Raw genomic sequence first — 23681 nt, forward strand, 5'->3', positions numbered from 1 at the left:
ATCATGCCGCCCTTCCGCCGCTGGCTTCGTACCCCTCAAGGGTTGTCGCGGGGGCGGGGGCGGGTGGTGGGGCCCCGTTGGGGGCGGGACGGGGCCCCACCCGATCAGGAGGAGGTGATGGTGACGTTGTCCACAGCCGCCTCCACCAGGCTTGCGCCGGAGGCGTCCGCCGCCTCGACGAGGATGCGCACCGACTGGCCGGCGTACGGGGTGAGGTTGAGGTTCGCCACCGCCCAACTCCCGTTGCGGTTGGCCGCCGCGCCGGCCTGGGTGAGCAGCGCGGTGGTGCCGCCGTTGTGCACCACGCTCACCCGCAGGTAGTCCGCCGACGAGGCGTTCGAGCCGTGCGCCAGGTACCAGGCCAGCGAGAGGCTCAGCGTCCCGGACGACGGCAGGGTCACCGCCGGGGACCGGGCACTGGTCACGCCGCCGTCGAGGTCGTAGTCACCGGCTGCCGAGCCAGCGAGCCGACCGGTGACCAGGTCGTTCGCGCCGGCGTACGGGGTGAGCTGCTTGGCGCCGGAGGACGTGGTCGCCTGGGCGGCACCACGCTCGAACGCCCCGAGGGTGGCGGTGTCGGTGCCGGCCGGGTTGATGGTCCAGCCGGTGGCCGTCTCGAAGGTGTCCGACCAGACCGTGGTGCCGCCACCGCCGCTGCCGCAGTACTGCGCCTGCTTGCCGATGGCCCGGTACGGGCAGTCGGCGTACTCGCTGAGCATCAGCACGGCCTCCCGGTTGCGCGAGGTCTGCGCCGGGATCACCTCGTCCGGCGGGTAGAAGCCGCCGCCGCCGGACGAGCCCGGGTACATCTCGAAGGTGTACGCCCAGATGTTGTGGGTGGCCCACATCCAGTCGAGGCTGTCTCCGTCGGTGATGTAGAGGTCGCTGGACTGCTCCGGGGCGTAGTTGTTGGTGGCCGCCATCTGCTGGCCGATGGTGGCGAAGGTGTTGTACTGGTCCGCGCTCATCCCCGTCGCGGTGTTCGCGGTGGTGTAGCCGTACGGCCAGAGCACCAACTGCGAGTACGTGTGGAAGTCGATGTTGGCTTTGATCTGCTGCACGCCACCGACCACCCGGCCGTTGACGAAGTTGCGCAGCGCCTGCGTCTCGGGTGCGGAGAACGCGGACGGCCCGCGGTAGGTCTCCGACGAGGTCGTGCCGGACGAGCCGCCGCAGCAGCCCCAGTTGTAGCCCCAGTTGCGGTTCAGGTCGGTGCCGACGTTGGACGAGCCGCTGTTGGGCTGACGGTTCTTGCGCCAGGACCGGTACGACCCGGTGGCGATGTCGTACTCGCTGCCGTCCGGGTTGACCGTCGGCACGATCCAGATCTCCCGGCTGTTGACGATGTTGGTGATCCGGGAGTCGCCGCCGTAGCTGTCGGTGAAGAGGTTGAGCAGGTAGATCGCCATCTCGACGGTCAGGTGCTCACGGGCGTGCTGTTGGGAGTTGAACAGGATCTCCGGCTCGTTCTCGTCGGTGCCGACGTTGTCGGAGATCTTCACCGCCATCAGGTCGCGGCCCTCGTACGACGAACCGATGCTGATCTTGCGGGCGATCGCCGGATGGTCGGCGACGACCTGGTTCACGACGGCGGTCAGTTCCGCGTAGTCGTGGTAGTTGGAGTCGGCTGGCGGGAAGGCCAGCGTGCCCATGTCGCCAGCGCCGCGCTCGGCGTTGGGCGGCGGGGCGAGCGGTTCCAGTCGGAAGCCGAGCTTGCCGATCGCGGCGGCCTCACCGGCGGTGGCCGAGACGTGCAGCACGCCGTGTTCGGAGTAGTCGATGGCCGCTCCGGTGCGGGCCACCGCGCTGCGGTCTGCGGAGGTCCGGGGCCCGAGCACCCGGTAGCTGGCGGCGGCGGCCGGCTCGGTGGTCCGGTCGGGTGCCGGTCGGGCGGCGACCGGACCGGCGGCGACGGTGACGATTCCCAGACCGGTGACGACGGCGAGCACCAGGACGCGGCGGAGAGAGATGGGCGTGCGGAGGGCCATGGACTACCTCCTCGATGGGCGGGAGATCCCGCTCGGTGAAGGACACTTCACCACCTGTCACATGGTCATATCAATATTGATCGTTCCCTGATGCATCCCGAGCGGATCATCCCTGCGGCAATGATTTTCCACGCGGGAACATCTGGCGAAACTTCCCTCCAAGCGGGAAACTGACCAGCGACGATGCCCCTCTCGACACCGCGGAGCACCCATGGCCAGATCCCGCCTGCACGCGGCCGCCCTCGCCGGCGTCACCGCGCTCACCCTGCTCGCCACCACCGCGCCCGCGACGGCGGCCCGCCCGCCCGCCGCCACTCACGACGAGCAGATCACCTTCCAGGACTGGTCCGGGCCCGCCGACTGGCACCGGGGCAGCCGGGCCGGAACCCGCGTGGTGCCCGGCGCCCGAGCGGGCATCACGCTGGCGCGTCCGGCCGGCACCACCGAGTACGCCGACCCGCACACCGGCGCCACCCGCACCTGGGAATACGGCACCTGGACCTCACCGATGACCCGGGTCGGGTTCGACGCCACCGAGCTGATCGCCTCGTGGAACGCGGAGACCCCCGCCGGCACCTGGATCCAGGTGGAGATGCAGGGCAGCTACACCAGCGGTGACCAGACCCCGTGGTACGTCATGGGTCGCTGGGCGTCCGGCGACAGCGACATCAAGCGAACCACCGTCAACCGGCAGGGCGACCCCTGGTCGACGATCTGGACCGACACCTTCAGCATCGACGACGCCGCCGCCGGGGTGCTGCTGCGGTCGTACCAGCTGCGGCTGACCCTCTACCGGGCGCCCGGGCAGACCGCCGCGCCGGTGGTCCGGATGCTCGGCGCGATGAGTTCCACCGTGCCGGACCGGTTCACCGTCACGCCGAGCGCCGGGCACATCGCCTGGGGCGTCGAGCTGCCGGTGCCGCGCTACTCGCAGAACGTGCACTCCGGGCACTACCCCGAGTACGACGGCGGCGGCGAGGCGTGGTGCTCCCCCACCTCCACCGAGATGGTGGTCGAGTACTGGGGTCGGGGGCCATCGGAGGCCGACACCTCCTGGGTGGACCCGACCTACCCCGACCCGACCGTCAACCACGCCGCGCGGATGACCTACGACTACGCGTACGACGGTGCTGGCAACTGGCCGTTCAACACCGCGTACGCGGCCAGCTTCCCCGGTCTGGAGGGTCGGGTGACCCGACTGCACTCGCTGGACGAGCTGGAGCGTTTCATCGCCGCCGGCATTCCCGTCGTGACCAGCCAGTCCTTCCTCGCCAGTGAGCTGGACGGGGCAAACTACGGGACCTCCGGGCACCTCTTCGTGGTGGTCGGCTTCACCGCCGATGGCGACGTGATCGTCAACGATCCCGCCTCGTCCAGCAACGACGTGGTGCGCAACGTCTACAAGCGCGCGCAGTTCGAGCAGATCTGGCTGCGAACGAAGCGCACCAACGCCACGGGTGGCATCTCCGGTGGCTCAGGCGGCGTCGCGTACCTCATCAAGCCGCTGCACAAGCCCTGGCCCAAGGTCCCCGGCTCCACCAACTGGTAGAGCGCCCGCCCCCTCCGCCGGAACTCGGTTGATCAAGAGGTTTGCGTCACGGGAACGGCTTCCGGTGACGCAAACCTCTTGATCACCGCGAGGGTTGGTCGGTGGGGGTGGTGGGGGGTTCGGGTTCGGGGTCGTCGCCGGCCAGGGCGGAGCGGAGGCGTTCCTTCTCGGTGCGGCGGCGCTCGGCGGCGCTGGCCATCTCCTCGGCCATCTCGTCCCGCCAGCCACGCAGCAGAAAGAAGGAGAGCGCGGCGGAGAAGGCCAGGGCCAGCATCAGCTTCAGGAACACGTTCATGTCGATCAGCCAGAGGCCCGCCAGCACGGCGACGAACAGCCCGATCCGGCCCAGCGTGTACTTGAGCGCGGCGCTCACCTGCACCACTCCGTTCTCTCCGTCACCCGCCGGTGTCGGCGGAAGAATCGATCCGCCCGGCGGGCGGTCGCGGTCAGCCGGTCCGGCGGGCCAGCCAGCGGACGCCCGGGAACCAGACCGTCGCGTACGCCACCGTGAACGCCGCCGCCGCCAACGCGCCGGAGAGCAGCGGCGGCAACCCGGTGCCCAGACCGGCGATCAGCAGCCCGACGAACACCCCGACGGCAGCCGCGACCAGCGCCGCCACCACCCGGGCCGCGCCGAAGTCCCACGCCCGGAAGTCGTCCCAGAACAGCCAGGCCGGCAGGATCACCGCCAGCCAGCCGTTGGTGTGCCCGAAATCGCCGGCGCCGATCGAGGCGAACGCCCAGTCGAACAGCACCAACGCCAACGCGCCGATGACCAGGCCGGCCAGGCACACCCCGAGCAGATCGCCCAGGGTACGGACGCGTCCCTCGGCGTCCCGTCGGGGAAAGCCGCCCTGCTGCTCGGATTCACGCTGCTCGGTCATCGACTGCGAGGGTACGTGGTGACTCAGGCCCAGACCTGCTGCGGCTCGGCACGACGCTCGGCCAGCGACGGTGCCTTGTCGTACTCCCGGACCACGTTGTAGCGGGTGTCCCGCTCGACCGGCTGGAAACCGGCGTCCCAGATCAGGTGCAGCAGGTCGTCGCGGTGCATGGTGTTCGGGGTGCCGTACGAGTCGGCGTCGTGGGTGATCTTGTATTCGACGACCGAGCCGTCCAGGTCGTCCACGCCGAAGTTCAGCGAGAGCTGGGCCACCGAGAGACCGTGCATCACCCAGAAGTTCTTCACGTGCGGCACGTTGTCGAACAGCAGCCGGGAGACGGCGAACGTCTTCAGCGACTCGGCCGGCGAGGCCATCGTGGTGCGCGCCTGGATCCGGTTACGGATCTTGCCGTCCGCCGAGTCCACGAAGTCGTGCTGGTAGCGCAGCGGGATGAACACCGCGAAGCCGCCGGTCTCGTCCTGCAGCTCACGCAGCCGCAGCACGTGATCGACGCGGTGCCGGGGCTCCTCGATGTGGCCGTACAGCATCGTGGCCGGAGTCTTCATGCCCTTGCTGTGTGCCAGGGCGTGGATCCGCGACCAGTCCTCCCAGTGGCAGGCGTGGTCGACGATGTGCTGCCGGACCTCCCAGTCGAAGATCTCCGCGCCACCGCCGGTCAGCGACTCCAGGCCGGCGTCCATCAGCTCGTCGAGGATCTCGTCGGCGCTCAGACCGCTGATCTTCTCGAACCACTGCACCTCGGTCGCCGTGAAGCACTTGAGTTTGACGTTCGGCAGCGCCGCCTTCAGCTCGCGCAGCACCTTCGGGTAGTAACGCCAGGGCAGCGTCGGGTGCAGGCCGTTGACGATGTGCAGCTCGGTGAGCTGCTCATCCTCCATCTCCTTGGCCTTGCGGACCGCCTCGTCGATGCGCATCGTGTACGCGTCCTTCTCGCCCGGCTTACGCTGGAACGAGCAGTACGCACAGGACGCCGAGCAGACGTTGGTCAGGTTGAGGTGCCGGTTGACGTTGAACATCACCCGGTCGCCGTTGAGCTCGGTGCGCTTGTGATGAGCCAGCCGCCCCAACCAGGTCAGGTCGTCACTGTCGTAGAGGGCGACCCCGTCCTCCCGGGTCAGCCGCTCACCGGCGTACACCTTCGCTTCGAGCTCACGCTTGAGTCCGGCGTCCATGGCACGTCCCTTCCACCTGCGGTCCCGGTCGAGCGTACGTCGGGACGCCGACAGCCCCGGCGGCGCGGTCGGCGACAGCGACCCACTTCACCAGACTCTCAGCTTCCCGTAACCCGGCGACGCATCGACATCTGTAGCGGCGTGCGGTAAGACAAGGTGGGGCGGAACACACACACTGGTACCGTCCCGACGACCGCGCCCACCCAGCGCGGCGACGAGCGGCGGGACGGGGAGCGGCATGGTCGACAGCGGGCGCGGGCGACGGCAGCGACGACGGAGCCCGGTGATCTCGCCGGTGCTGCGTCCGAAGCTCTGGGCCGCCCTGCTCGGCGCGATCGCCGCCGCCGTGCTGGCCACCCCCGCGTACGCCGAGCCAGGGTTGCCCACCACCGTTCCGGACAGCGGTTCCCGCCCGGCGGTGACCGGCGCACTCCAGCTGCCCGGTGGTGCTCCCGTCGCCGGCGTGCCCGTTCCGCCAGTCGTCAACGTTGGCACCGGCCCGCTGGCCGCCGCCATCTCCGCGGGTGAGGCCCAGGTCGGCGCGCTCGGCGATGCGTTGCTGGTGAGCCAGCAGAAACGCACCGACGCACAGGCGCAGCTCGACGCGGCCGGCAAGGTGCTCGCGACCGCGCAGGACACCCTGCTCCGGGCCCAGCAGGCGGCCGATTCCGCCGCCGCGGACGCCTTCAAGGCGGCCGCCGCGCTGCCGCCCGGCGAGTTCGCCGAGGACATCCGGGGGCTGAGCCGCCTCCAGCAGATCACCCGCGGCGAGAAGGTCGACGGCGGCACCACCGGAGTGGCCGGGGAGCTGTCCCGTGCCCGTGTCGGTGAGCAGGACGCCTACCAGAAGCACACCCAGGCCAAGGATCTGCTCGCCGCCGCCCAGGCGGAGTTCACCGCGGGCGAGACGGCTCTGCGCACGGCCGAGGCGAGCCTGCTCAAGCTGCGCCGCGACAACGCCGCCCAGCTGATCGAGATCGAACGACAGCAGGAAGCGACCGAGCAGCAGATCGGCGCCGGCTACGTCTCCAGCCAGAACATCAGCGGCATGGCCGCGCACCCCCGGGCACTGGCCGCGGTCCGGTACGCGCTCGCCCAGCTCGGCGACCCGTACAAGTGGTCCGAGGAGGGTCCGAACCAGTTCGACTGCTCGGGTCTGATGTGGGCGGCGTACCGGTCGTCGGGCGCCGACTACTTCGACCTGCCCCGGGTCTCCCGGGACCAGTACGCGGCCACCCGGAGCCGGACCGTGCCGCAGAGCGCGCTGCTCCCCGGCGACCTGCTCTTCTTCGCCTCCGGCAGCAGCTGGACGACGATCCACCACGTCGGCATGTACATCGGCAACGGCAAGATGGTGCAGGCGCCCACCACCGGGGACGTCGTCAAGATCTCGGTCGTCGGCTGGTCCCGGCTGTACGCCGCCACCCGGGTGATCGGCGCGGTGCCGGGGCCCATCGTGACCGTCCCGACCCCGCCGGTCCCGACGCCGAGCGCGACGCCCACCACGAAGCCGACGCCGACGACGAAGCCCACGCCCACCACGAAGCCCACGCCCACCACCAAGCCGACGCCCACCACGAAGCCCACGCCGACACCGACCGGGTCAGCCACCCCGAAGCCCACCGGCAGCGCGACGCCCACGCCTACGCCGACCGGCAGCACCTCGCCGAGCCAGTCGAGCAGCCCGAGCAACACGCCGACGACCCTGCCCTCGGCACCAGCCAGCGCGCCGGGCAGCACGTCCCCGACGACCACGCCGAAGGCCAGCAGCAGCGCGACAGGGAGCGGCAGCGCGACGGGCAGCCCGAGCACCGACGGCTGATTCGCCACGACCGGCTCCGGCTGTCCGCTCGGGGCGATCTGTGGCACCGTGACATCCAGGCACATCCGACTCGACGTCACGGGTCCGGGTGCGAGCGTGGCACGGAGGGCGGAGATGGCCGAGCAGAGAGATCCGGCGGAGACTGTCGACCCCGTGGTCGACCGGGCCGACCCGTCAGGGCCGGGCACCGCCGACCCGGTGCCCGCCACCGACGCCGTCCCGGATGCCACTGACGCCGGCCCGGCCACCAACGGCACAGCCACCAGCGGCACAGTCCCGGCCACCAGCGGCACGACCCCGGCCTCGAGCGGCACGACCCCGGCCACCAGCGACACAGCCCCGGCCACGAGCGATGCCGCCCCGGCCACCAGCAGCGCCTCCGCCGAGACCGCTGACGACGACGCCTCCGACGCCGCTCCCGCCGGCACCGACGTCGCCACGGACGTTCCTGACACGGCCGCCGGGCAGCCAGCGCCCTCCGACGCTCGCCCGGACAAGGCCGCCTCGCCGGTGCGAGCCCGCGCCAGCGTCGCGACCGCCGGGGCTCTCCGCAGTGACCTGCCGGCCAGCGCTCCGGTCACCGCGACCACCTACCGTGCGACCGGCTCGGCCAGCCCGGCCGACGTTCCGTTGCCCGGGCAGCGGAACGATTCGACCGCGCCGGCCCGGGCCAGCGCCACGGTTCCCGGCAGCAGCCGGGGCACGGCCCGTGCCATGGGCACCCCAGATCCCCGGGTGGGCACGCCCGCCGTCTACCGATCCGCCCCGGTGAACCCCGAGCCGTCCGAGCCCGCGCAGCCGGAGCCGACCCCCACGCCACCCGGCCCCGGGCCGACTCAGCCGTCGCCACCCGAACCGGAGCCCGCGCCGGGTCCGGGGCCGTACCCGCCCGGCCCGATGCCGACGCCGGGGCCACGGCCCACACCGCCGCCCGGTCCGGTGCCTCCCGTCCCGGGTCCACCCATACCGCCGCCCTCGCCGGTGCCGCCCATTCCGGGTCCGCCGGCGCCGCCCGTCCCGAGCCCGCCGATGCCGCCACCCGGTCCGCCGGTGCCCGCGCCACCAGCTCCGCCCGGCCCGATGCCGGCACCGCCGTTCCCGCCGCCGCCAGCGATGGCCGACACGCCCGGCGTACGGGCCAGTGCTTCGGTCTCCGCACCACCGGCCGGGTGGCCGTCCACCCCAGTGACGGCTGGCCCGAGGTCCAGCAGTGGGTGGGTTGCGACACCCGCCTCCGCACCGCCGGTGGTACCCGCGCCAGCGCTGCCGAGTTGGCCGCCGTCCGTCCCCGACGCTCCCCGCTCGACTGGGAATGGCACCGGAAACTCCCGAACGATCGTGCCGACGGGCAGCCCGTCGGGTAGCCCTGCCGGACGGGCTGCGGGCGGTGCCCACGGTGGGCGGCGCGACGGTGGCTCCGACCTGGCCGGCACCGTCTACGGCAGCGGCGAGGGGCCGGGTTTCAGCACGATCGCGATTCCCGCCAACGCGGTGGAGAATTCAGGCTCCCTGACCGGGCACATCCTGGCCCAGGGCTGGGCGGACACGCCGGCCGAACGGTCCAGTAACGCCCGGGTGATGATCGTGCTGGCCGCCGCTCTGGGGCTGCTGGTGGCGATCAGTGTCATGATCGTTCTTCTGGCTGGCGACGCCCTCGACGGTCTGGTGGGCAGCGTGCTCAACGGGTGAGCCGACGAGCGGGAATGATGGTGAGTCCGCCCACTACCGTCGGGCAACCGGCTGGCGGCTTCGCCAGACCGCCGTACACTGGCTGAGATCACTGACCCGGCGCGCGTGGTGCGCGACCCTGGGCGATCTTGCGGGCGATCCGGCGGCACAGCCGCGGCAGGCCATCGCGAAGATGCGCCCCGCTCGAAAGGCTTTTGTTGACCACCTCTGCTGACCCCAGCACCGTTACGTCCGTTTCCAACGCAGCCGCGGCGACCGACACCGCGCGGGAGCCGCTCGACGCCGCTCCGAGCGACGCCGGCACCGCGCCGGCGGCGACCGCCGCCCAACCGGCCGAGCCCGCTCCGGCGGGGTCCACGCCGGCGGAGTCCACGGCGACTGAGCCCACGGCGACTGAGCCCGACTTCGCCGCACTCGGCCTGCCCGAGCCGCTGGTCCGCGCGCTGGCGCGGCAGGGCATCACCAGCCCGTTCGAGATTCAGCGGGCCACCGTTCCGGACGCGCTCGCCGGCCGGGACGTGCTCGGCCGCGGCCAGACCGGGTCGGGCAAGACGCTCGCCTTCGGCCTGCCGATGATCGCCCGGCTCGCCAACCGCAACCGGGCCCGGCCGCTGCGGCCCCGCGCCCTGGTCCTGGTCCCCACCCGCGAGCTGGCCATGCAGGTCAACGACGCCCTGGTGCCGCTGGGCAAGGCCGTCGGCATCTTCCTCAAGACCGCCGTCGGCGGCGTCCCGTACGACCGCCAGATCGACGCGCTGCGGCGCGGCGTGGAGGTCATCGTGGCCACCCCGGGCCGGCTCGGCGACCTGATCGAGCGGGGCATCTGCCAGCTCGACGACGTCGAGGTCACGGTGCTTGACGAGGCCGACCAGATGGCCGACATGGGCTTCCTGCCCGAGGTGACCGACCTGCTGGCGAAGACGCCCGCAAACGGTCAGCGCCTGCTCTTCTCGGCCACCCTGGACGGTGACGTCGACGCGTTGGTCAGGCGGTTCATGACCGACCCGGTGACCCACTCCACGGCACCGTCGACCGCCTCGGTGTCCACCATGGACCATCACATGCTGTTGATCCCGCCGCACGAGAAGTTCCCGGTGGCGGCCTCGATCGCCGCCCGTGACGGCCGGACGATGGTCTTCGCCCGTACCCAGCTCGGGGTGGATCGGCTGGTCGAGCAGCTCGCGGCGGTCGGCGTACGCGCCGGTGGCCTGCACGGCGGCAAGACCCAGCGGATGCGTACCAAGACGCTGGCCGAGTTCCGTGAGGGCCGGATGAACGTGCTGGTCGCCACGGACGTGGCGGCTCGGGGCATCCACGTCGACGGCGTCACCCTGGTGCTGCACGTCGACCCGCCGAAGGACCCCAAGGACTACCTGCACCGCGCAGGGCGCACCGCCCGAGCGGGCGAGTCGGGCGCGGTCGCCACGCTGGTGCTGCCCAAGCAGCGCCGCACCACCCTGGCGATGCTGGAGAAGGCCGGCGTCGCGCCGGCCGAGACCCGGGTCCGGCTCGGAGACCCGGCGCTGGCCGAGCTGATCGGCGCCCGCGAACCCAGCGGCGTCCCGGTTCGCCTTGAGGCAGAGCCCCGGGGTTACGGCGACCGCTCCGGCGGTCCGCGTCGATTCGACGACCGGGCCGGAGGCCCGCGCCGGTTCGGCGACCGACCCACCGGCGAGCGCCGCTACGGCGACCGGCCGACTGGCGAGCGCCGTTACAGCGACCGCCCACAGGGTGACCGCCAGTACGGCGACCGGCCGCAGGGTGACCGCCAGTACGGCGACCGGCCGACCGGCGAGCGCCGTTACAGCGACCGCCCACAGGGCGACCGCCAGTACGGCGACCGCCCACAGGGTGACCGCCAGTACGGCGACCGACCCACCGGCGAGCGCCGTTACAGCGACCGCCCACAGGGCGACCGCCAGTACGGCGACCGGCCGCAGGGTGACCGGCAGCACAGCGACCGTCCGCAGGGCGAGCGGGGCTACGGCGACCGGCCTGCCAGCGACCGGCGTCACGGCGATCGGGACACCCGGGGTTACGGTGACCGGCCGCAGGGCGAGCGGCGGTTTGGTGACCGGCCGCAGTTCGGTGACCGGGACGGCCGAGGCGACCGCCCTCAGGGCGAGCGGCACCAGGGCGACCGCCCGACCGGCGAGCGGCGCTTCGGCGACCGGGACGCCCGGGGTGGCTTCCGCCCGGAGAGCCGTGTTCGGGACGACCGGCCGCGTGACGACCGGCGCGGTTTTGGCGGGCGACCGCCGGCGCGTACCTACTGATCCACTGATCCACTGATCTACCGAACGCCGTCGCGGAGCACACGCTTCGCGGCGGCGTTCGCGCATGCCCTGCCGATGCCGTCCCGGTCGCGTAACGTCCCGCTCATGCCGACCATGCCGAAGTCGATCTTCTGGTCCCGGACGGACACCGCCGGCAGCGAGCAGGTCCTGCTCGACGACGGCCACGGGTTGTCGGCCCGGGGAACCCTGCTCGCCGTGGACCCGATCCCCTGGACCGCTCGCTACCACCTGACCACCACGCCGGACTGGACCACCGCCCGGGTCGAGGTCGAGGCCGAAGGGCTGGGCTGGCTGCGCAGAGTGACGCTGGAGCGGGCCACGGACCGGTGGCGGGTGACCACCGCGGAGCAGGGCAACCTGGACGCGGCGCTGGTCGCGGCCGGTCATCCCCGGGCCGGTCTGCCGGGCACAGATGACCCGGACCGGCTGGCCGACGCGCTCGACGTCGACCTGAGCGGTTCGCCGCTGTTCAACTCCTTGCCGGTCCACCGGCTCGGGCTGGCCGCCGAGCCGGCCGACCTGGCACACCGGATCACCGTCGCGTGGGTGCTGCTGCCCGGCTTGGAGGTGGTGCCGGCCGAGCAGATCTACACCGGGCTCGGGCCGGGTCGGGTGCGGTTCGCCAGCGGCACCTTCACGGCCGACATCGATCTGGACGACAGCGGCTACGTGGTGCGCTACCCCGGGCTGGCCGAACGGATCGACCCGCGCTGAACGGCGCGGGCAGGGCTCAGACCGGCCAGGCGCCGCTCGCCAGGAAGCGTTCGATCGTGGCCAGGTGCGGCTTCAGGTCGAGACCCTGGGCGGCCACCCAGTCGTCGGCGTAGTACGTGTCGGCGTACCGGTCGCCTGGGTCGCAGATCAGCGTGACCACCGAGCCGGTGCGGCCCTCGGCGAGCATCGCGCCGATCAGGCCGAACGCACCCCACAGGTTGGTGCCGGTGGAGCCGCCAACCCGGCGACCGAGCAGCGCCGATCCGGCGCGCATGGCGGCCAGTGACGCCGCGTCCGGCACCTGGACCATCCGGTCCACCACCGAGGGCACGAACGAGGCCTCCACGGTGGGACGGCCGATCCCTTCGATCCGGGAGCCCTTCCCGGTACGCACCGACCAGTCGGCGGCCATCCAGGCCGGGTAGAACGCGGAGTTTTCCGGGTCGACCACGCAGAGCCTGGTGGCAAGCCGGCGGTAACGGGCGTACCGGCCGATTGTCGCGCTGGTGCCCCCGGTGCCGGCGCCCACCACGACCCAGGCGGGGATCGGGTGCCGCTCCAGTTCCAGCTGGGCGTAGATCGACTCGGCGATGTTGTTGTTGCCCCGCCAGTCGGTTGCCCGCTCGGCGTAGGTGAACTGGTCCATGAAGTGCCCGCCGGAGTCCTCCGCGAGCCAGCGGGCCTCGACCACCGCGGTCGCGGGGTCGTCCACCAGGTGGCACCGGCCGCCCTGGAACTCGATCTGCGCGATCTTCTCCGGCGAGGTGGAGGCGGGCATCACCGCGATGAACGGCAGACCGAGCATCCGGGCGAAGTACGCCTCGGAGACCGCCGTGGAGCCCGACGACGCTTCGACGATCGTGGTGCGCGGCCCGATCCAGCCGTTGCAGAGACCGTAGAGGAAGAGTGAGCGGGCCAGCCGGTGCTTCAGCGAGCCGGTGGGGTGTGACGACTCGTCCTTGAGGTAGAGGTCGATCCCCCATGCCCTGGGGAGCGGGAACGGCAGCAGGTGGGTGTCGGCCGAGCGGTTCGCGTCCGCCTCGACGGCGGCGATCGCCTCCGTCACCCAGGTCCGGCTGGCCTCGTCGGACCGGTCGAGATGAGTCACGCCGGAAACGTAGCAAGCAGGCCAGAGGTGGTCAGCGCCGGTCCGGCGACGCGGTCCGGCGACGTTGGCGGCGCTGACCGGCCCGGCCTGCGGCCTGGACGAGCGGGGTCAGGGCGACGGCCAGCCCGGGCAGGGCGTCCAGCAGGCGCACCTGCGCTCCCCGCCAGCGGGGCAGGCTGACCACCGGGCGGGGCCGGCGGGCCAGCCGGACTGCCCGGGCTGCCACCCGCTGCGCGGTCAGCATCGACCCGGTGAACGAGGCCAGCGCCCCGGGGTCGTCCAGCCGGTCGTGCAGCATCGGAGTCCAGATGCCGTCCGGGCAGAGGCAGGAGACGTGCACCCGGCGGTAACCGGCCATCCGCAGGTCGGACAGGGTACCGAGGCTGAACGCCAGCAGGGCGTGCTTGCTGGCCGCGTACACCGTCTCGCCGGGCGCGGCGACCAGCCCGGCCAGCGAGACGACGTTGAGCACGTGGCCGTGGCCCTGCTCGCGCATCACCGCCAGCGCGGCGAGGGTGCCGTTCATGGCGCCGAGGACGTTCACGTCGAGCACCCGGCGGCGGGTCGGGCCGTCGTGCTCCCACGATGGCCCGGTGACCAGGATGCCGGCGTTGTTGACCCAGAGGGCGAGGTCGCCCCGGCTCGCCGCGGTCGCGGCGATGTCGGCGCAGCCGTCCTCGTCCCGGACGTCCAAGGCGGCAGACCATCCGCCGAGCGGTGCTGCGGCGGTGGCCACCGCCGCCGGGTCGAGGTCGGTGAGCAGCACCGACCAGCCGTCGGCGTGCAGCGCGGTGGCGATGGCGTGGCCCAGACCTCCGGCAGCGCCGGTCACCACGGCCACTCGACGTCCCGGTCGGGTCATCGGCGCACGCTACCGCCGACCAACCGGGCGACACCAGCGGCTGTCAGGCCGCGTGCGGGCCGACGGGCTGGGGGCGGTTCTCCCACTTCGTGGAGAGCGCGATGGCGGTGCGGGTGGAGGCGACCCCGGGGGTCCGGTTCAGCCGCACGATCAGTTGCTCCAGCTCGGCGATCGTGCCGACCCGCGCCTTGAGCAGGAACGACTCCACGCCGGCCATGAAGTAGCAGGACTCGATCTCGGGCAGTACCCGGAGCGACTCCAGCATGTCGTCGCTGTCCGCGCCGGAGTCCTCGACGATGCCGATCAACGCGGTGACACCCAGCCCGATCGCCTCCGGCGCCACGTCCGCGCGGTAGCCACGGATCACGCCGCTGCTCTCCAGCTTGCCGACCCGCTCGTGAACGGCCGGGGCGGAGAGGCCCACCTGCCGGGCCAACTCGGCGTACGAGAGGCGGGCGTTGCCGCGCAGCAGGTCGACGAGGCTCAGGTCGATGGCGTCCACGGAGAGTGACCTTAACCGGTTAGGCGTAACGCGGTGCCTTCGGCATCCGTTGGACTGAGCAGTGAGTAAGTGTTAACAAACCGACGGTCAAAGCAGGGGTTGCACCAGTACCATTTACTAACTTCCAAGTCAGTGCATTTTTCGCGTTTGGCGGACAGGCCAGGTCCCTGGTGCTGTAATTGCCATACGTCCCTCATGACGGCTCTGGGCTCGCACCAGCCGGGGGCAGTGTGTTCAGCCAGGGGCTTCGTCGACGCGAGGAGGGGGCTGTGGACACTGGAGATCGCCTGCTGACACCGGGTGAGGTCGCCGCGCTGTTTCGGGTGGACCCGAAGACTGTGACGAGATGGGCGGCGGCCGGCCGGATAGGAAGCATCCGGACTCCAGGCGGGCATCGCCGGTTTCGGGAATCCGAGGTGCGAGCCCTGCTTGAGGGGGAGGGCATGCTGGACGAGGTGGACGAGGTCGGAAAGCCACGCAATGTGGGGCCGGCAGCATCCACCGGGCCGGGTCCGGCCAACGCCGGCATGTATTGAACTGGTGCGGACAACGTCACGCGGACCGGACACCAGTCCGGTCCGCGTCCCGCTTCTGCGGACTGCCAGACGGCACCACGAGGCACGTTGAGCGGAAGGCCGATGCTCGCTGAGCGGGCGGCTCAGCTCCGGGCCGCGCCGAGCTGGCCGGACCACCGTCGGAACAGAGTGTGTGGGACGCCGAGCGCGTCCAGCACCTTGCCGGCCACGAAGTCGACCAACTGCTGTGCGCTGGCCGCCGCGCCGGCTCCGTAGAAGCCGGGGCTGGCTGGCAGCACCACCGCGCCGGCGTCGTGCAGGGCGATCAGGTGCTCCAGGTGGCTGCGGGTCACCGGTGTCTCCCGGGGCACCACCACCAGGGGTCGGCGTTCCTTGAGGTTGACCTCGGCGGCGCGCTGCAACAGGTCCTTGGAGAGCCCGATCGCGATACCCGCGCAGGCTGCCGTGCTGGCCGGGACCACGGCCATCCCGCGTACCCGGTAGGAGCCGCTGCTCGGCCCGGCGGCCAGGTCGCCAGCCGGCCAGTGCCGCACATCCGCACCGGTCAGGTCCCGGTCGAGCCAGGCGGTGAGGTCCTCGGCCCAGTGCCCGTCGCGGAACGGTCGGCCGGTCTCGTCGAGCACGGTGAGTCGTGCCGCCCGGGACACGATCAGGTCCACCGGCTCGCCCGCGTCGAGCAGCCCTCCGATGACGGCCGCCGCGTACGGCGTACCCGAAGCCCCGGAGACCCCGACCACCCATGGTTCCCGCATCCCCCCAGCCTGCCTGGTCCGGCTGGCCGGCCAGTGAGCACCCCCGAGGATGGTGGGTCCGACATATCCGGCGGGTACCTGTGCATCCCGGTCACCTGACATGCTCCAGTGGCGATTCGCACCGGATCATCTCGCACAGGAGGCATCGGTGACGACCGGCGAGATCCTCTGGGCGCTGCGTGCCGAATGTCCGATCCCGTCCCGGCTCTCACCGCACGCCGACCGCGTGCAGGAGTGGCTGCTCGGCCTGCTGCCCGAGCTTGGCCTCCCACTGGACGACGCCGCGCTGCACCGGCTGTCCCGGGGGGCTTTCGCCCGGTACGCCGGGAGGCTCTACCCGGACGCGACCGAAGCCGACCTGCGGGTGCTGACCGCACTGTTCACCTGGTTCTTCCTGGTCGACGACGCCTGCGACGGGCCGGCCCGGCTCGCACCGGAGCAGATCCGCGCGCTGCGCAACGGCACGCTGGCGCTGCTGCACGACGGTCCCCGGTTGCGCCAGGCCGGGCTGACCGGCCCGCTACGGCGGCTGCTGGTGCTGGCCTGGCGGGAGCCGCGTCGCCGGATGCCGGCCCGGTGGCGGCTGCGCTTCGCTGACGCGGTGGCCCGGCACCTCGACGGCACCTGGCAGGAGGCGGTCAACAAGGAGACCGGCCGCCGGCCCAGCGTCAACGAGTACGTCGAGCTGCGTCGGGCGACGTCGGCGGCGGAGGTGTCGTACCCGTTGGTGGAGTTCGCCAGCGGGCGACCGCTGCCCGACCCGGTCTACCACCACCCGCTGCTGCGCCAGATCGCCCACCTCGGCAACGACCTGCTCTCCTGGTACAACGACCTGGCCTCGTTGGAGCGGGACCGGGCCACCGCGGGCGGGCACAGCCTGGTCCTGGCCATGCAGGCCGAGCTGGCCGTGCCGACGTCGGAGGCGGTCGAACGGGCGGCCGAGCGCTGGCGGGAGTCGATGCGGCGCTTCGTCGCGTTGCGGGCCGCGGTGCCGTCGTTCGGTCCGATGTTGGACGAGGCGGTCACCGACCATCTCGACGGGGTCGCGTACGCCGTCCGCGGCACCATCGACTGGACCTTGGAGAGCGCCCGCTACCCCGCCGGCACCGCGTAGCCAGCCTCAGGGACGTAGGTCGAGCCGGATCACCAGGTCGAGCAGAGCGAAGACGAACAGCGCGATGCCGACGAACCCGTTGGCGGTGAAGAACGCCCGGTTGACCTTGCTCAGGTCGGTCGGGGTGACCACCAGGTGCTGGTAGCCGAACGCGACCGCGGTCAACGCCAGCCCGATCCACCAGAGCCAGCCGAAGCCGATCAACGCGCCGAACCAGATGAACAGCGCGAAGGTCACCACGTGCGCGATCGTGGAGGCGTGCAGCGCGAAGCGCCGACCGTACCGGGCGGGCACGCTGTGCACGCCGATCTCCTGATCGATCTCGGAGTCCTGGCAGGCGTAGATCAGGTCGAAGCCGCCGATCCACAGCCCGACCGCGGCACCGAGCAGCCAGGCCGGCCAGGAGCCGTCCAGGGTGCCGGTGACCGCCAGCCAGGCGCCGACCGGGCCGACCGCCTGGGCAACCGCGAGGACCGCGTGCGGCCAGTTGGTGAACCGCTTGGCGTACGGGTAGACGACCAGCGGCACCACGGCGAGCGGCGCGAGCACCAGGCAGAGCGGGTTGAGCAGGGCGGCGGCGGCGAGGAAGACCACCAACGCGACGGCCGCGCCGGTCCAGGCCGTCCGCACGCTCACCGCCCCGGTGACCAGCTCCCGCCCGGCGGTACGTGGGTTCCGTGCGTCGATCCGCCGGTCGAGGATCCGGTTGGCGGCCATCGCGAACGTCCGCGCCCCGACCATCGCCACGGTGATCAGCAGCAGGTCCCACCACCGCACCCGCCCGCCGTTGACCTGCATGGCGGTCAGCGCGGAGAGGAAAGCAAACGGCAACGCGAACACCGAGTGCTCGATCGCCACGAGCTTCAGGAACGACTTGACCCGGCCCGGCTTCTCGGCCGGTGCGTCGAGGACCACCATCAGATCCCGTACTCCTTCCAGCGCTTGTCAACCAGGGACGTGACCTCGGGACTCATGGTCATCCCCTCCGGCCAGCCGCGGTTGTAGCCCTCGGTGGGCAGCTTGCGGGTCGCGTCGACGCCCGCCTTGCCGCCCCAGAACTGCTGGTACGACGCGTGGTCGAGGTGGTCCACCGGGCCCTCGGTCAGCAGCAGGTCGCGCGAGTAGTCGACGTTGCCGAAGGCGCGGAAGGCCACCTCGTTGTAGTCGTGCACGTCGCAGTCCTCGTCGACGATCACGATCAGCTTGGTCAGCGACATCATGTGCGCGCCCCAGATCGCGTTCATCACCTTCTGGGCATGCTTCGGGTAGCGCTTACGGATGGACACGATCGCGCAGTTGTGGAAGACCCCGGCGGCGGGCAGGTTGTAGTCGACGATGTCCGGGATCAGGAAGCGCAGCAGTGGTGCGAAGATCCGCTCGGTGGCCTTGCCGAGACCGTGGTCCTCCTGCGGCGGCTGCGACGTGACGATCGAGTGGTAGACGGGGTTGCGCTGCATGGTCATCGCTTCGATGTGCATCACCGGGAACGGCTCGACCGGCGTGTAGAAGCCGGTGTGGTCGCCGAACGGGCCCTCCGGCAGCCGCTCGCCCGGCTCGATGTAGCCCTCCAGCACGATCTGCGCGTGCGCCGGCACCTGTAGCGGCACGGTCAGGCAGTCGACCATCTCGACCCGCTCGCCGCTGAGGAAGCCGGCGAACAGGTACTCGTCGATGTCGGCCGGCAGCGGCGCGCTGGCCGAGTAGGCGACCGCGGGGTCGGCACCGATGGCGATCGCCACCGGCAGCCGCTGCCCGAGCCGTTCGGCGACCGCGTGGTGCGCCGTGGAGTTCTTGTGGATCTGCCAGTGCATGCCGATGGTGTTGTGCGAGTGCTGCTGGAGGCGGTAGAGCCCGAGGTTGCGCTTGCCCGTCTCGGGGTGCTTGGTGTGGGTCAGCCCGAAGTTGTGGAAGATCCCGCCGTCCCCCGGCCAGACCTGCAGCCCCGGCAGCCGGTTGAGGTCGACGTCGTCGCCGCGGTAGACCACCTGCTGGCAGGGGGCCGTCTTGACCTTCTTCGGCGGCATGGACTTGAGCTGCATGACCTTGCCGAGCCCGCCCATCACGCCCGAGAAGCCCTGCGGCAGCTCCGGCTTGAGCATCTCGCCGATCCGCGCGCCGATCTCGTCGAGGTTCTCCACCCCGAGCGCCATCGCCATCCGCTTCTCGGTGCCGAACAGGTTGATCGCCACCGGCATCTCGCCCCGGGTCGGGCGCTCGAAGAGCAGCGCCGGGCCGCCTGCGCGCACGGTGCGGGTGACCACCTCGCTGATCTCCAGGGTGGGGTCGACCGGGACGTCGACCCGGCGCAGCTCCCCCGCGCGCTCCAGCGCCGCGAGGAAGTCCTTGAGATCGGTGTACGGGAAGCCACGAGCCGCCATGTCGCCCAGTCTCCCGCACCGGCTCCCGCCCGGCCCAAGCCGGGTGCTGTGACGCTCGCGATTGCCCGCCGTGAGCACCAACCGGCAGGCGGCGGACAGCCGCCAGCCACGGGCGGCAGGCGGGGTTGGCGGGCGGCGGCGGCAGGCGGCGGCGAGCCTAGATCCACTCGGGCTTCATGAAACCGCGGTGTCCCAGGCCGCAGGACACCGCGACTTCATGGAAGCCGGGTGGATCAAGGAGCAGGGCCCGCACCTGGCGGGCATGGCGGGCGGTTAAGCGGGTAGCCGGCCAGGCGGTGGGCAGACGGCGCGCGCGGGCAGACGGCATGACGGCGCACGGGCGGACGGCAGACGGACGCGCGCGGGCAGACGGCAGACGGACGCGCACTGGCGGACGGTGGACGGAGGCGGCGATGGGCGGGGAGCGGGTCCCGGCGGGGTTCACCGAGCAACGGGCACGGGTCGGCCAGATCACCATGAACTACGTCCGAGGCGGTGCCGGCCCGCCGCTGGTGCTGCTGCACGGGTATCCGCAGTGTTGGTACATGTGGCGGCACCTGCTGCCCGAGTTGGGGCGCTCCTTTGACGTGGTCGCGCCCGACCTGCGCGGCTTCGGGGGAAGCGAGGCCCCGGACGGCGGGTACGACAAGAAGACGGTCGCCGCCGACCTGCACGGACTACTCGACCAGCTCGGCCTGGACAGTGACCTTCGGCTGGTCGGGCACGACCTGGGGACGATGGTGGCGTACGCGTACGCCGCCGCCCATCCGCAGCGGGTGAGTCGGCTGGTGCTCAGCGAAGCGCCGATCCCCGACGAGAGCATCTACACGTTCCCCGCGCTCACCTCGGCCGGGCCTGGGGTGTGGAACTTCGGCTACTTCTCCATCGGCAACGGGCTTCCGGAGGAGCTGGTCAGTGGGCGGGAGTCGCTCTGGGTGGACCGGTTCACCGACGCCCTGATGGTGCGCAAGGGCAGCATCGCCGCGCCGGACATCGAGGAGTTCGCGAACCATCTGCGCGACCCGGCGCATCTGCGGGCCAGCTTCGCCTATTTCCGGGCGTTCGAGCAGGACATCGCCGACAACGTGGCGTACCGGGACACGAAGCTGACGATGCCGGTGCTGGCCGTCGGCGCGGCGGCCAGCCTCGGTAGGCAGGTCGCCGAGCAGGTTCGCCGGTACGCCGACACGGTCCGCGGCGAGGTGATCGAGGACTGCGGGCACTGGCTGTACGAGGAGCGCCCGGACGAGATGCTCGCCCTGCTGCGCGACTTCCTCGGGGCGTCCTGAGCAGTGCAGCGCGGAGAGGGCCGCGAGCCGGAACGTGGTCTCGAGCATCGAGGTGGGCGGCCGGCAGGCGTTCCCGATCAGGCCGCGGGCGTCCAGGCGTGCGCGGCCAGCGGCGGGTCGAGCGGTGCCCGGGTGAGCCGGTTGGCGAAGGTCGACATGGTGTACGCGCCGACGCCGAGCACCACGTCCAACGCGTGCCGGGGCTGGTAGCCGGCGGTCAGGAAGTCGTCCAGCTCGTCGTCGGGCACCGCACCCCGGTGGTCGAGCACGGCCAGCGTGAAGCGGCGCAGCGCTTCCAGCCGTGGCTCCGGAAGCGCCGTGCCGGCCCGCAGCGCGGTGATCAACTCAGCGGTCGCGCCGAGCCGGGTGAGCGTGCCGGTGTGCAGGGCGACGCAGACGTGGCACTCGTTGGTGGTGGCGACGGCGAGAACGACGACCTCCCGCTCCAGCGGCGAGAGATCGGTCTGCTCGAAGCCCGCGTTGGCGGTGAGGAAGCCGGCGAGCAACTGTGGCGAGTCGGCCATCAGCGCCACCGGGGCGGGCAGCCAGCCGAACCGGCGGCGTACGCCCTCGATGGTCGATCGGGCGGCGGCGGGGGCGGTCTCGGCGGTGTGTGCGGTGAAGACGGGCACGGGTTTACCTGCTTTCAGCAGCGGGGCGGGAGCGCCACGTTGTCCGTGGACCCGTAGGATGGTCAACGTGGTTGACGAAATAGTAAACGTGGTTGTCGAACATGGCAACCGCTGATCCCGCCCGCCCCGGCTTCCAGCTCCCGCTGCTGCTGCTCGCCGGCTTCCGCACGCTGATCGACGACCTGCACGCCGAGCTGGCCCGGCAGGGGCATCCCGAGCTGCGTCCGCTGCACGGCTTCGTGCTCCAGGCGGTCGGGATGGACGGCACCACCGCCACCGAGTTGGGCCAGCGGCTGGGCATCTCCAAACAGGCAGCCGGCAAGACGGTCGACCGGCTGGTCGCCGTCGGCTACCTGGAACGGGTCGACGACCCCCGGGACGCCCGCCGCCGGCTGGTCATGATGACCCCGCGCGGTGTCGACGGATTGCGCCGCTCGGCGGAGATCTTCGACCGGCTGCGCGAGCGGTGGGCCGAAACCCTCGGCCCGGAGCGGGTCGACGCCCTGGAGGACGACCTGCGGACGATGGCCGCCGCCAACTGGTTCCGACTCGACGTACCGGGCTGGTTCGGCGACTGACCGCGCCAGGGTTGATCGACACCATGGCGCCGACCTGGCGGCGTCCCCGGCGCGGGATACCGCAACATCGCCGACCTGGCGGCGTCGTCGGCGCGGGACATCGCAACATCGCCGACGTGGCGCTGTCCCCGGCGCGGCACACCGCAACATCGCCGACCTGGCGGTGTCGTCGGCGCGGCACACCGCAACATCGCCGACCTGGCGGCGTCCCCGGCGCGGGACATCGCACCATCGCCGACCTGGCGGCGTCCTCGGCGCGGGATACCGCGACATCGCCGACGTGGCGCGGGTCAAGCAGAGCGGACGAATCTCACCGGCCCTGGCGTGCCTCGCCGGCCGGGGCGCAGCCTGGAAGGCATGTCGGATGCCTACGTCGTCGGCGACCCGGACGGTTTGTCGCCCCTGCTGGTCGAGCTACGCGACGCCATCGCCCGGGAGCTGCACGCCCAGCTTGCGCTGCGCGCCGAACGGATCGAGCTGGCCGACGTGCCCGAGGTGGCCTACCAGGTCACCGTTCAGGTGGACCGCACGCTGCGCGGCTGGCAAGCCCGGTCACCGGCATCCGAGTCGAGTCGTTAACCAGCCGGCGAGGACGACGAGGGAGACCGACGTGTCCCGGATGACGAGCTGGTTGCGCAGCGCCTGGGGTCGCCTGCGTACCGGTTGGCCGCTGGTGGCGCAGGTGACGCTGGCCGCGACCGCGTCCTGGTTCGTCGCCAGCCGTCTCCTCGGCGGCGGCGACAACGACAGCGGGCCGTTCTTCGCCCCGGCCGCAGCGCTGATCGTGCTGGCCCAGTCCCGGGGCGTACGACTGCGCAAGGCGGTCCAGGTCCTGATCGGGATCGCCGTCGGGGCACTCACCGGCGAAGTCGCCATCGAGGCACTCGGCGCCCGCTCCACCGCCGCCATCTTCGTCGTCGTCCTGGTCGCGGTCGGGCTCTCGGTCGCCGCCGGGGCCGCAGGCGTCGTCCGGAACCAGTTGACCATGTCCGCGCTCTTCCTGGTCGCCGTGGTTCCCCCGGGCAACCAGGAGGTGGCACCCACCCGCTTCTACGACGCGCTGATCGGCGGCTCGATCGCGCTGCTGATCAGTCAGATCGCCGTCGGACGCTCGCCGCTGGCTCCGCTCGAGACCGAGGGACGGCAGGCGTTCACGGAGCTCTCCGGGGTGGTGGACGGCATCCGGCAGGCGCTGCGGCGACACGATGAGCAGACGGCTCAGGCCGTGTTCGACCGGGCCCGGCAACTGGACTCGCGCACCGAGGCGCTGCGCAGGGCCGTGCTGGTCGCCGAGGAGAACCTGCGTCTCGCGCCCTGGGACCGGCACAGCCGCCCGCGTATCCAGGCCGTGCGGGCTGCCGTCGACCATGTCGACTACGCCGTCCGCAACATCCGGACGCTGGCGCGCCTGACGGTGACGGTCACCCGTCTGCCAGATCCGGTGCCGACCCAGCTCGGAACCGCGCTGACCGCGCTGCACGAGTTGACGACATGTGCCGCCGCGGTGCTCGTCGCCGTCGTCGCGGGCGACCGCGACACGGCCGACCAGCACGTCGACCGGGCGGGCGTCATCGCGGTCGACACCGCTCGGGCGATGACACCGTTGCTCCGGCACGAGCAGCCACTGCCGGTCAGCACGATGATCGGTCAGCTCCGGATGGCCGTCCTCGACCTGCTGCGCAGCGCCGGGGCGGACAGGCCGGAGGTGCTCGACGCGATCGACGAGGCGCTCGACCTGCCTCCGGTCTGGAGGCAACGCTGACGACCGGCGGCCCGGCCACCGGCCGCGCCCCG

The 23681-nt window shown here is 71.7% G+C and carries 24 protein-coding genes; 11 read left to right on the forward strand and 13 right to left on the reverse strand.

What is annotated here, in order from left to right; genetic code table 11:
* Nucleotides 1-104: 104 nt before the first annotated feature.
* Nucleotides 105-1988 carry a M14 family metallopeptidase gene (locus ABZS37_RS07455; protein WP_355166543.1) on the reverse strand — a complete coding sequence of 628 codons (1884 nt, stop codon included), beginning with the start codon at nt 1986-1988 and terminating at the stop codon, nt 105-107.
* Between the two features lie 211 nt (nt 1989-2199).
* Here ABZS37_RS07455 and ABZS37_RS07460 point away from each other — a divergent pair, with 211 nt between their 5' ends.
* A complete protein-coding gene (locus ABZS37_RS07460; protein ID WP_355166545.1) occupies nt 2200-3537 on the forward strand; it encodes a C39 family peptidase in 1338 nt (445 codons plus the stop codon).
* A gap of 82 nt (nt 3538-3619) precedes the next feature.
* Here ABZS37_RS07460 and ABZS37_RS07465 read toward each other — a convergent pair whose 3' ends face one another.
* From ABZS37_RS07465 to mqnE, 3 genes are all read right to left on the reverse strand, one after another.
* Complete coding sequence (locus ABZS37_RS07465; RefSeq protein ID WP_355166547.1) at nt 3620-3910, reverse strand: DUF4229 domain-containing protein; 291 nt, start codon at nt 3908-3910, stop codon at nt 3620-3622.
* A 73-nt stretch (nt 3911-3983) separates the two neighbouring features.
* Nucleotides 3984-4421 carry a hypothetical protein gene (locus ABZS37_RS07470; RefSeq protein ID WP_355166549.1) on the reverse strand — a complete coding sequence of 146 codons (438 nt, stop codon included), beginning with the start codon at nt 4419-4421 and terminating at the stop codon, nt 3984-3986.
* Between the two features lie 23 nt (nt 4422-4444).
* Complete coding sequence (gene mqnE / locus ABZS37_RS07475) at nt 4445-5614, reverse strand: aminofutalosine synthase MqnE (RefSeq protein WP_355166551.1); 1170 nt, start codon at nt 5612-5614, stop codon at nt 4445-4447.
* 238 nt (nt 5615-5852) lie between these two features.
* Here mqnE and ABZS37_RS07480 point away from each other — a divergent pair, with 238 nt between their 5' ends.
* Nucleotides 5853-7436: a C40 family peptidase gene (locus ABZS37_RS07480; protein ID WP_355166553.1), complete on the forward strand. Its 1584-nt coding sequence runs from the start codon at nt 5853-5855 to the stop codon at nt 7434-7436.
* 590 nt (nt 7437-8026) lie between these two features.
* Here the strand turns inward: ABZS37_RS07480 and ABZS37_RS07485 are convergent.
* Together ABZS37_RS07485 and ABZS37_RS07490 are read right to left on the reverse strand one after the other, a co-directional pair.
* Nucleotides 8027-8158: a hypothetical protein gene (locus ABZS37_RS07485; RefSeq protein ID WP_355166555.1), complete on the reverse strand. Its 132-nt coding sequence runs from the start codon at nt 8156-8158 to the stop codon at nt 8027-8029.
* Between the two features lie 114 nt (nt 8159-8272).
* On the reverse strand, nt 8273-8755 hold the full coding sequence (locus ABZS37_RS07490) for a hypothetical protein (RefSeq protein ID WP_355166557.1): 483 nt from the start codon (nt 8753-8755) through the stop codon (nt 8273-8275).
* A 19-nt stretch (nt 8756-8774) separates the two neighbouring features.
* Between ABZS37_RS07490 and ABZS37_RS07495 the strand changes: the two genes are divergently transcribed.
* From ABZS37_RS07495 to ABZS37_RS07505, 3 genes are all read left to right on the forward strand, one after another.
* Nucleotides 8775-9125: a hypothetical protein gene (locus tag ABZS37_RS07495; RefSeq protein WP_355166559.1), complete on the forward strand. Its 351-nt coding sequence runs from the start codon at nt 8775-8777 to the stop codon at nt 9123-9125.
* A 197-nt stretch (nt 9126-9322) separates the two neighbouring features.
* Nucleotides 9323-11401 carry a DEAD/DEAH box helicase gene (locus ABZS37_RS07500; RefSeq protein ID WP_355166561.1) on the forward strand — a complete coding sequence of 693 codons (2079 nt, stop codon included), beginning with the start codon at nt 9323-9325 and terminating at the stop codon, nt 11399-11401.
* Between the two features lie 114 nt (nt 11402-11515).
* Complete coding sequence (locus tag ABZS37_RS07505) at nt 11516-12136, forward strand: putative glycolipid-binding domain-containing protein (protein WP_355167062.1); 621 nt, start codon at nt 11516-11518, stop codon at nt 12134-12136.
* A 16-nt stretch (nt 12137-12152) separates the two neighbouring features.
* Here ABZS37_RS07505 and ABZS37_RS07510 read toward each other — a convergent pair whose 3' ends face one another.
* From ABZS37_RS07510 to ABZS37_RS07520, 3 genes are read right to left on the reverse strand one after another with little or no spacing between them, the layout of a single operon-like run.
* The gene (locus ABZS37_RS07510) at nt 12153-13244 is read right to left on the reverse strand and encodes a PLP-dependent cysteine synthase family protein (RefSeq protein WP_355166563.1); all 1092 of its coding nucleotides are present in this window, start codon (nt 13242-13244) and stop codon (nt 12153-12155) included.
* A 31-nt stretch (nt 13245-13275) separates the two neighbouring features.
* Nucleotides 13276-14106 carry an SDR family NAD(P)-dependent oxidoreductase gene (locus ABZS37_RS07515; RefSeq protein WP_355166565.1) on the reverse strand — a complete coding sequence of 277 codons (831 nt, stop codon included), beginning with the start codon at nt 14104-14106 and terminating at the stop codon, nt 13276-13278.
* A gap of 43 nt (nt 14107-14149) precedes the next feature.
* The gene (locus ABZS37_RS07520) at nt 14150-14608 is read right to left on the reverse strand and encodes an Lrp/AsnC family transcriptional regulator (RefSeq protein WP_355166567.1); all 459 of its coding nucleotides are present in this window, start codon (nt 14606-14608) and stop codon (nt 14150-14152) included.
* A 269-nt stretch (nt 14609-14877) separates the two neighbouring features.
* On the opposite strand from ABZS37_RS07520, the gene ABZS37_RS07525 reads away from it, so the two are divergent.
* Nucleotides 14878-15144: a BldC family transcriptional regulator gene (locus ABZS37_RS07525; RefSeq protein ID WP_007454516.1), complete on the forward strand. Its 267-nt coding sequence runs from the start codon at nt 14878-14880 to the stop codon at nt 15142-15144.
* A gap of 122 nt (nt 15145-15266) precedes the next feature.
* Here ABZS37_RS07525 and ABZS37_RS07530 read toward each other — a convergent pair whose 3' ends face one another.
* Nucleotides 15267-15896 (reverse strand): UbiX family flavin prenyltransferase, encoded by a 630-nt coding sequence (locus tag ABZS37_RS07530; RefSeq protein WP_355166569.1) that lies wholly within the window; start codon nt 15894-15896, stop codon nt 15267-15269.
* A 148-nt stretch (nt 15897-16044) separates the two neighbouring features.
* Here ABZS37_RS07530 and ABZS37_RS07535 point away from each other — a divergent pair, with 148 nt between their 5' ends.
* A complete protein-coding gene (locus ABZS37_RS07535; RefSeq protein WP_355166571.1) occupies nt 16045-17010 on the forward strand; it encodes a terpene synthase in 966 nt (321 codons plus the stop codon).
* A 6-nt stretch (nt 17011-17016) separates the two neighbouring features.
* On the opposite strand, the gene mqnP is transcribed toward ABZS37_RS07535, so the two are convergent.
* Nucleotides 17017-17928: a menaquinone biosynthesis prenyltransferase MqnP gene (mqnP, locus tag ABZS37_RS07540; protein WP_355166573.1), complete on the reverse strand. Its 912-nt coding sequence runs from the start codon at nt 17926-17928 to the stop codon at nt 17017-17019.
* On the reverse strand, nt 17928-19388 hold the full coding sequence (locus tag ABZS37_RS07545) for a menaquinone biosynthesis decarboxylase (protein ID WP_355166575.1): 1461 nt from the start codon (nt 19386-19388) through the stop codon (nt 17928-17930). The genes mqnP and ABZS37_RS07545 overlap by 1 nt, the downstream gene beginning before the upstream one ends.
* A 413-nt stretch (nt 19389-19801) precedes the next feature.
* On the opposite strand from ABZS37_RS07545, the gene ABZS37_RS07550 reads away from it, so the two are divergent.
* On the forward strand, nt 19802-20677 hold the full coding sequence (locus ABZS37_RS07550; RefSeq protein WP_354992735.1) for an alpha/beta hydrolase: 876 nt from the start codon (nt 19802-19804) through the stop codon (nt 20675-20677).
* 77 nt (nt 20678-20754) lie between these two features.
* Here the strand turns inward: ABZS37_RS07550 and ABZS37_RS07555 are convergent, their stop codons facing one another.
* Complete coding sequence (locus ABZS37_RS07555) at nt 20755-21309, reverse strand: carboxymuconolactone decarboxylase family protein (RefSeq protein ID WP_355166577.1); 555 nt, start codon at nt 21307-21309, stop codon at nt 20755-20757.
* A gap of 101 nt (nt 21310-21410) precedes the next feature.
* Between ABZS37_RS07555 and ABZS37_RS07560 the strand changes: the two genes are divergently transcribed.
* The 3 genes from ABZS37_RS07560 to ABZS37_RS07570 all read left to right on the forward strand — a co-directional run bounded on the left by ABZS37_RS07560 (nt 21411) and on the right by ABZS37_RS07570 (nt 23649).
* Nucleotides 21411-21887: a MarR family winged helix-turn-helix transcriptional regulator gene (locus tag ABZS37_RS07560; RefSeq protein ID WP_355166579.1), complete on the forward strand. Its 477-nt coding sequence runs from the start codon at nt 21411-21413 to the stop codon at nt 21885-21887.
* 357 nt (nt 21888-22244) lie between these two features.
* Nucleotides 22245-22466: a hypothetical protein gene (locus tag ABZS37_RS07565; RefSeq protein WP_355166581.1), complete on the forward strand. Its 222-nt coding sequence runs from the start codon at nt 22245-22247 to the stop codon at nt 22464-22466.
* A 40-nt stretch (nt 22467-22506) separates the two neighbouring features.
* Nucleotides 22507-23649, forward strand: coding sequence for an FUSC family protein (locus ABZS37_RS07570; RefSeq protein ID WP_355167064.1), 1143 nt, complete (start codon nt 22507-22509; stop codon nt 23647-23649).
* The last annotated feature ends 32 nt before the right edge of the window (nt 23650-23681 follow it).

This window comes from Micromonospora sp. NPDC005413, assembly GCF_040606435.1.
Classification (GTDB): domain Bacteria; phylum Actinomycetota; class Actinomycetes; order Mycobacteriales; family Micromonosporaceae; genus Micromonospora.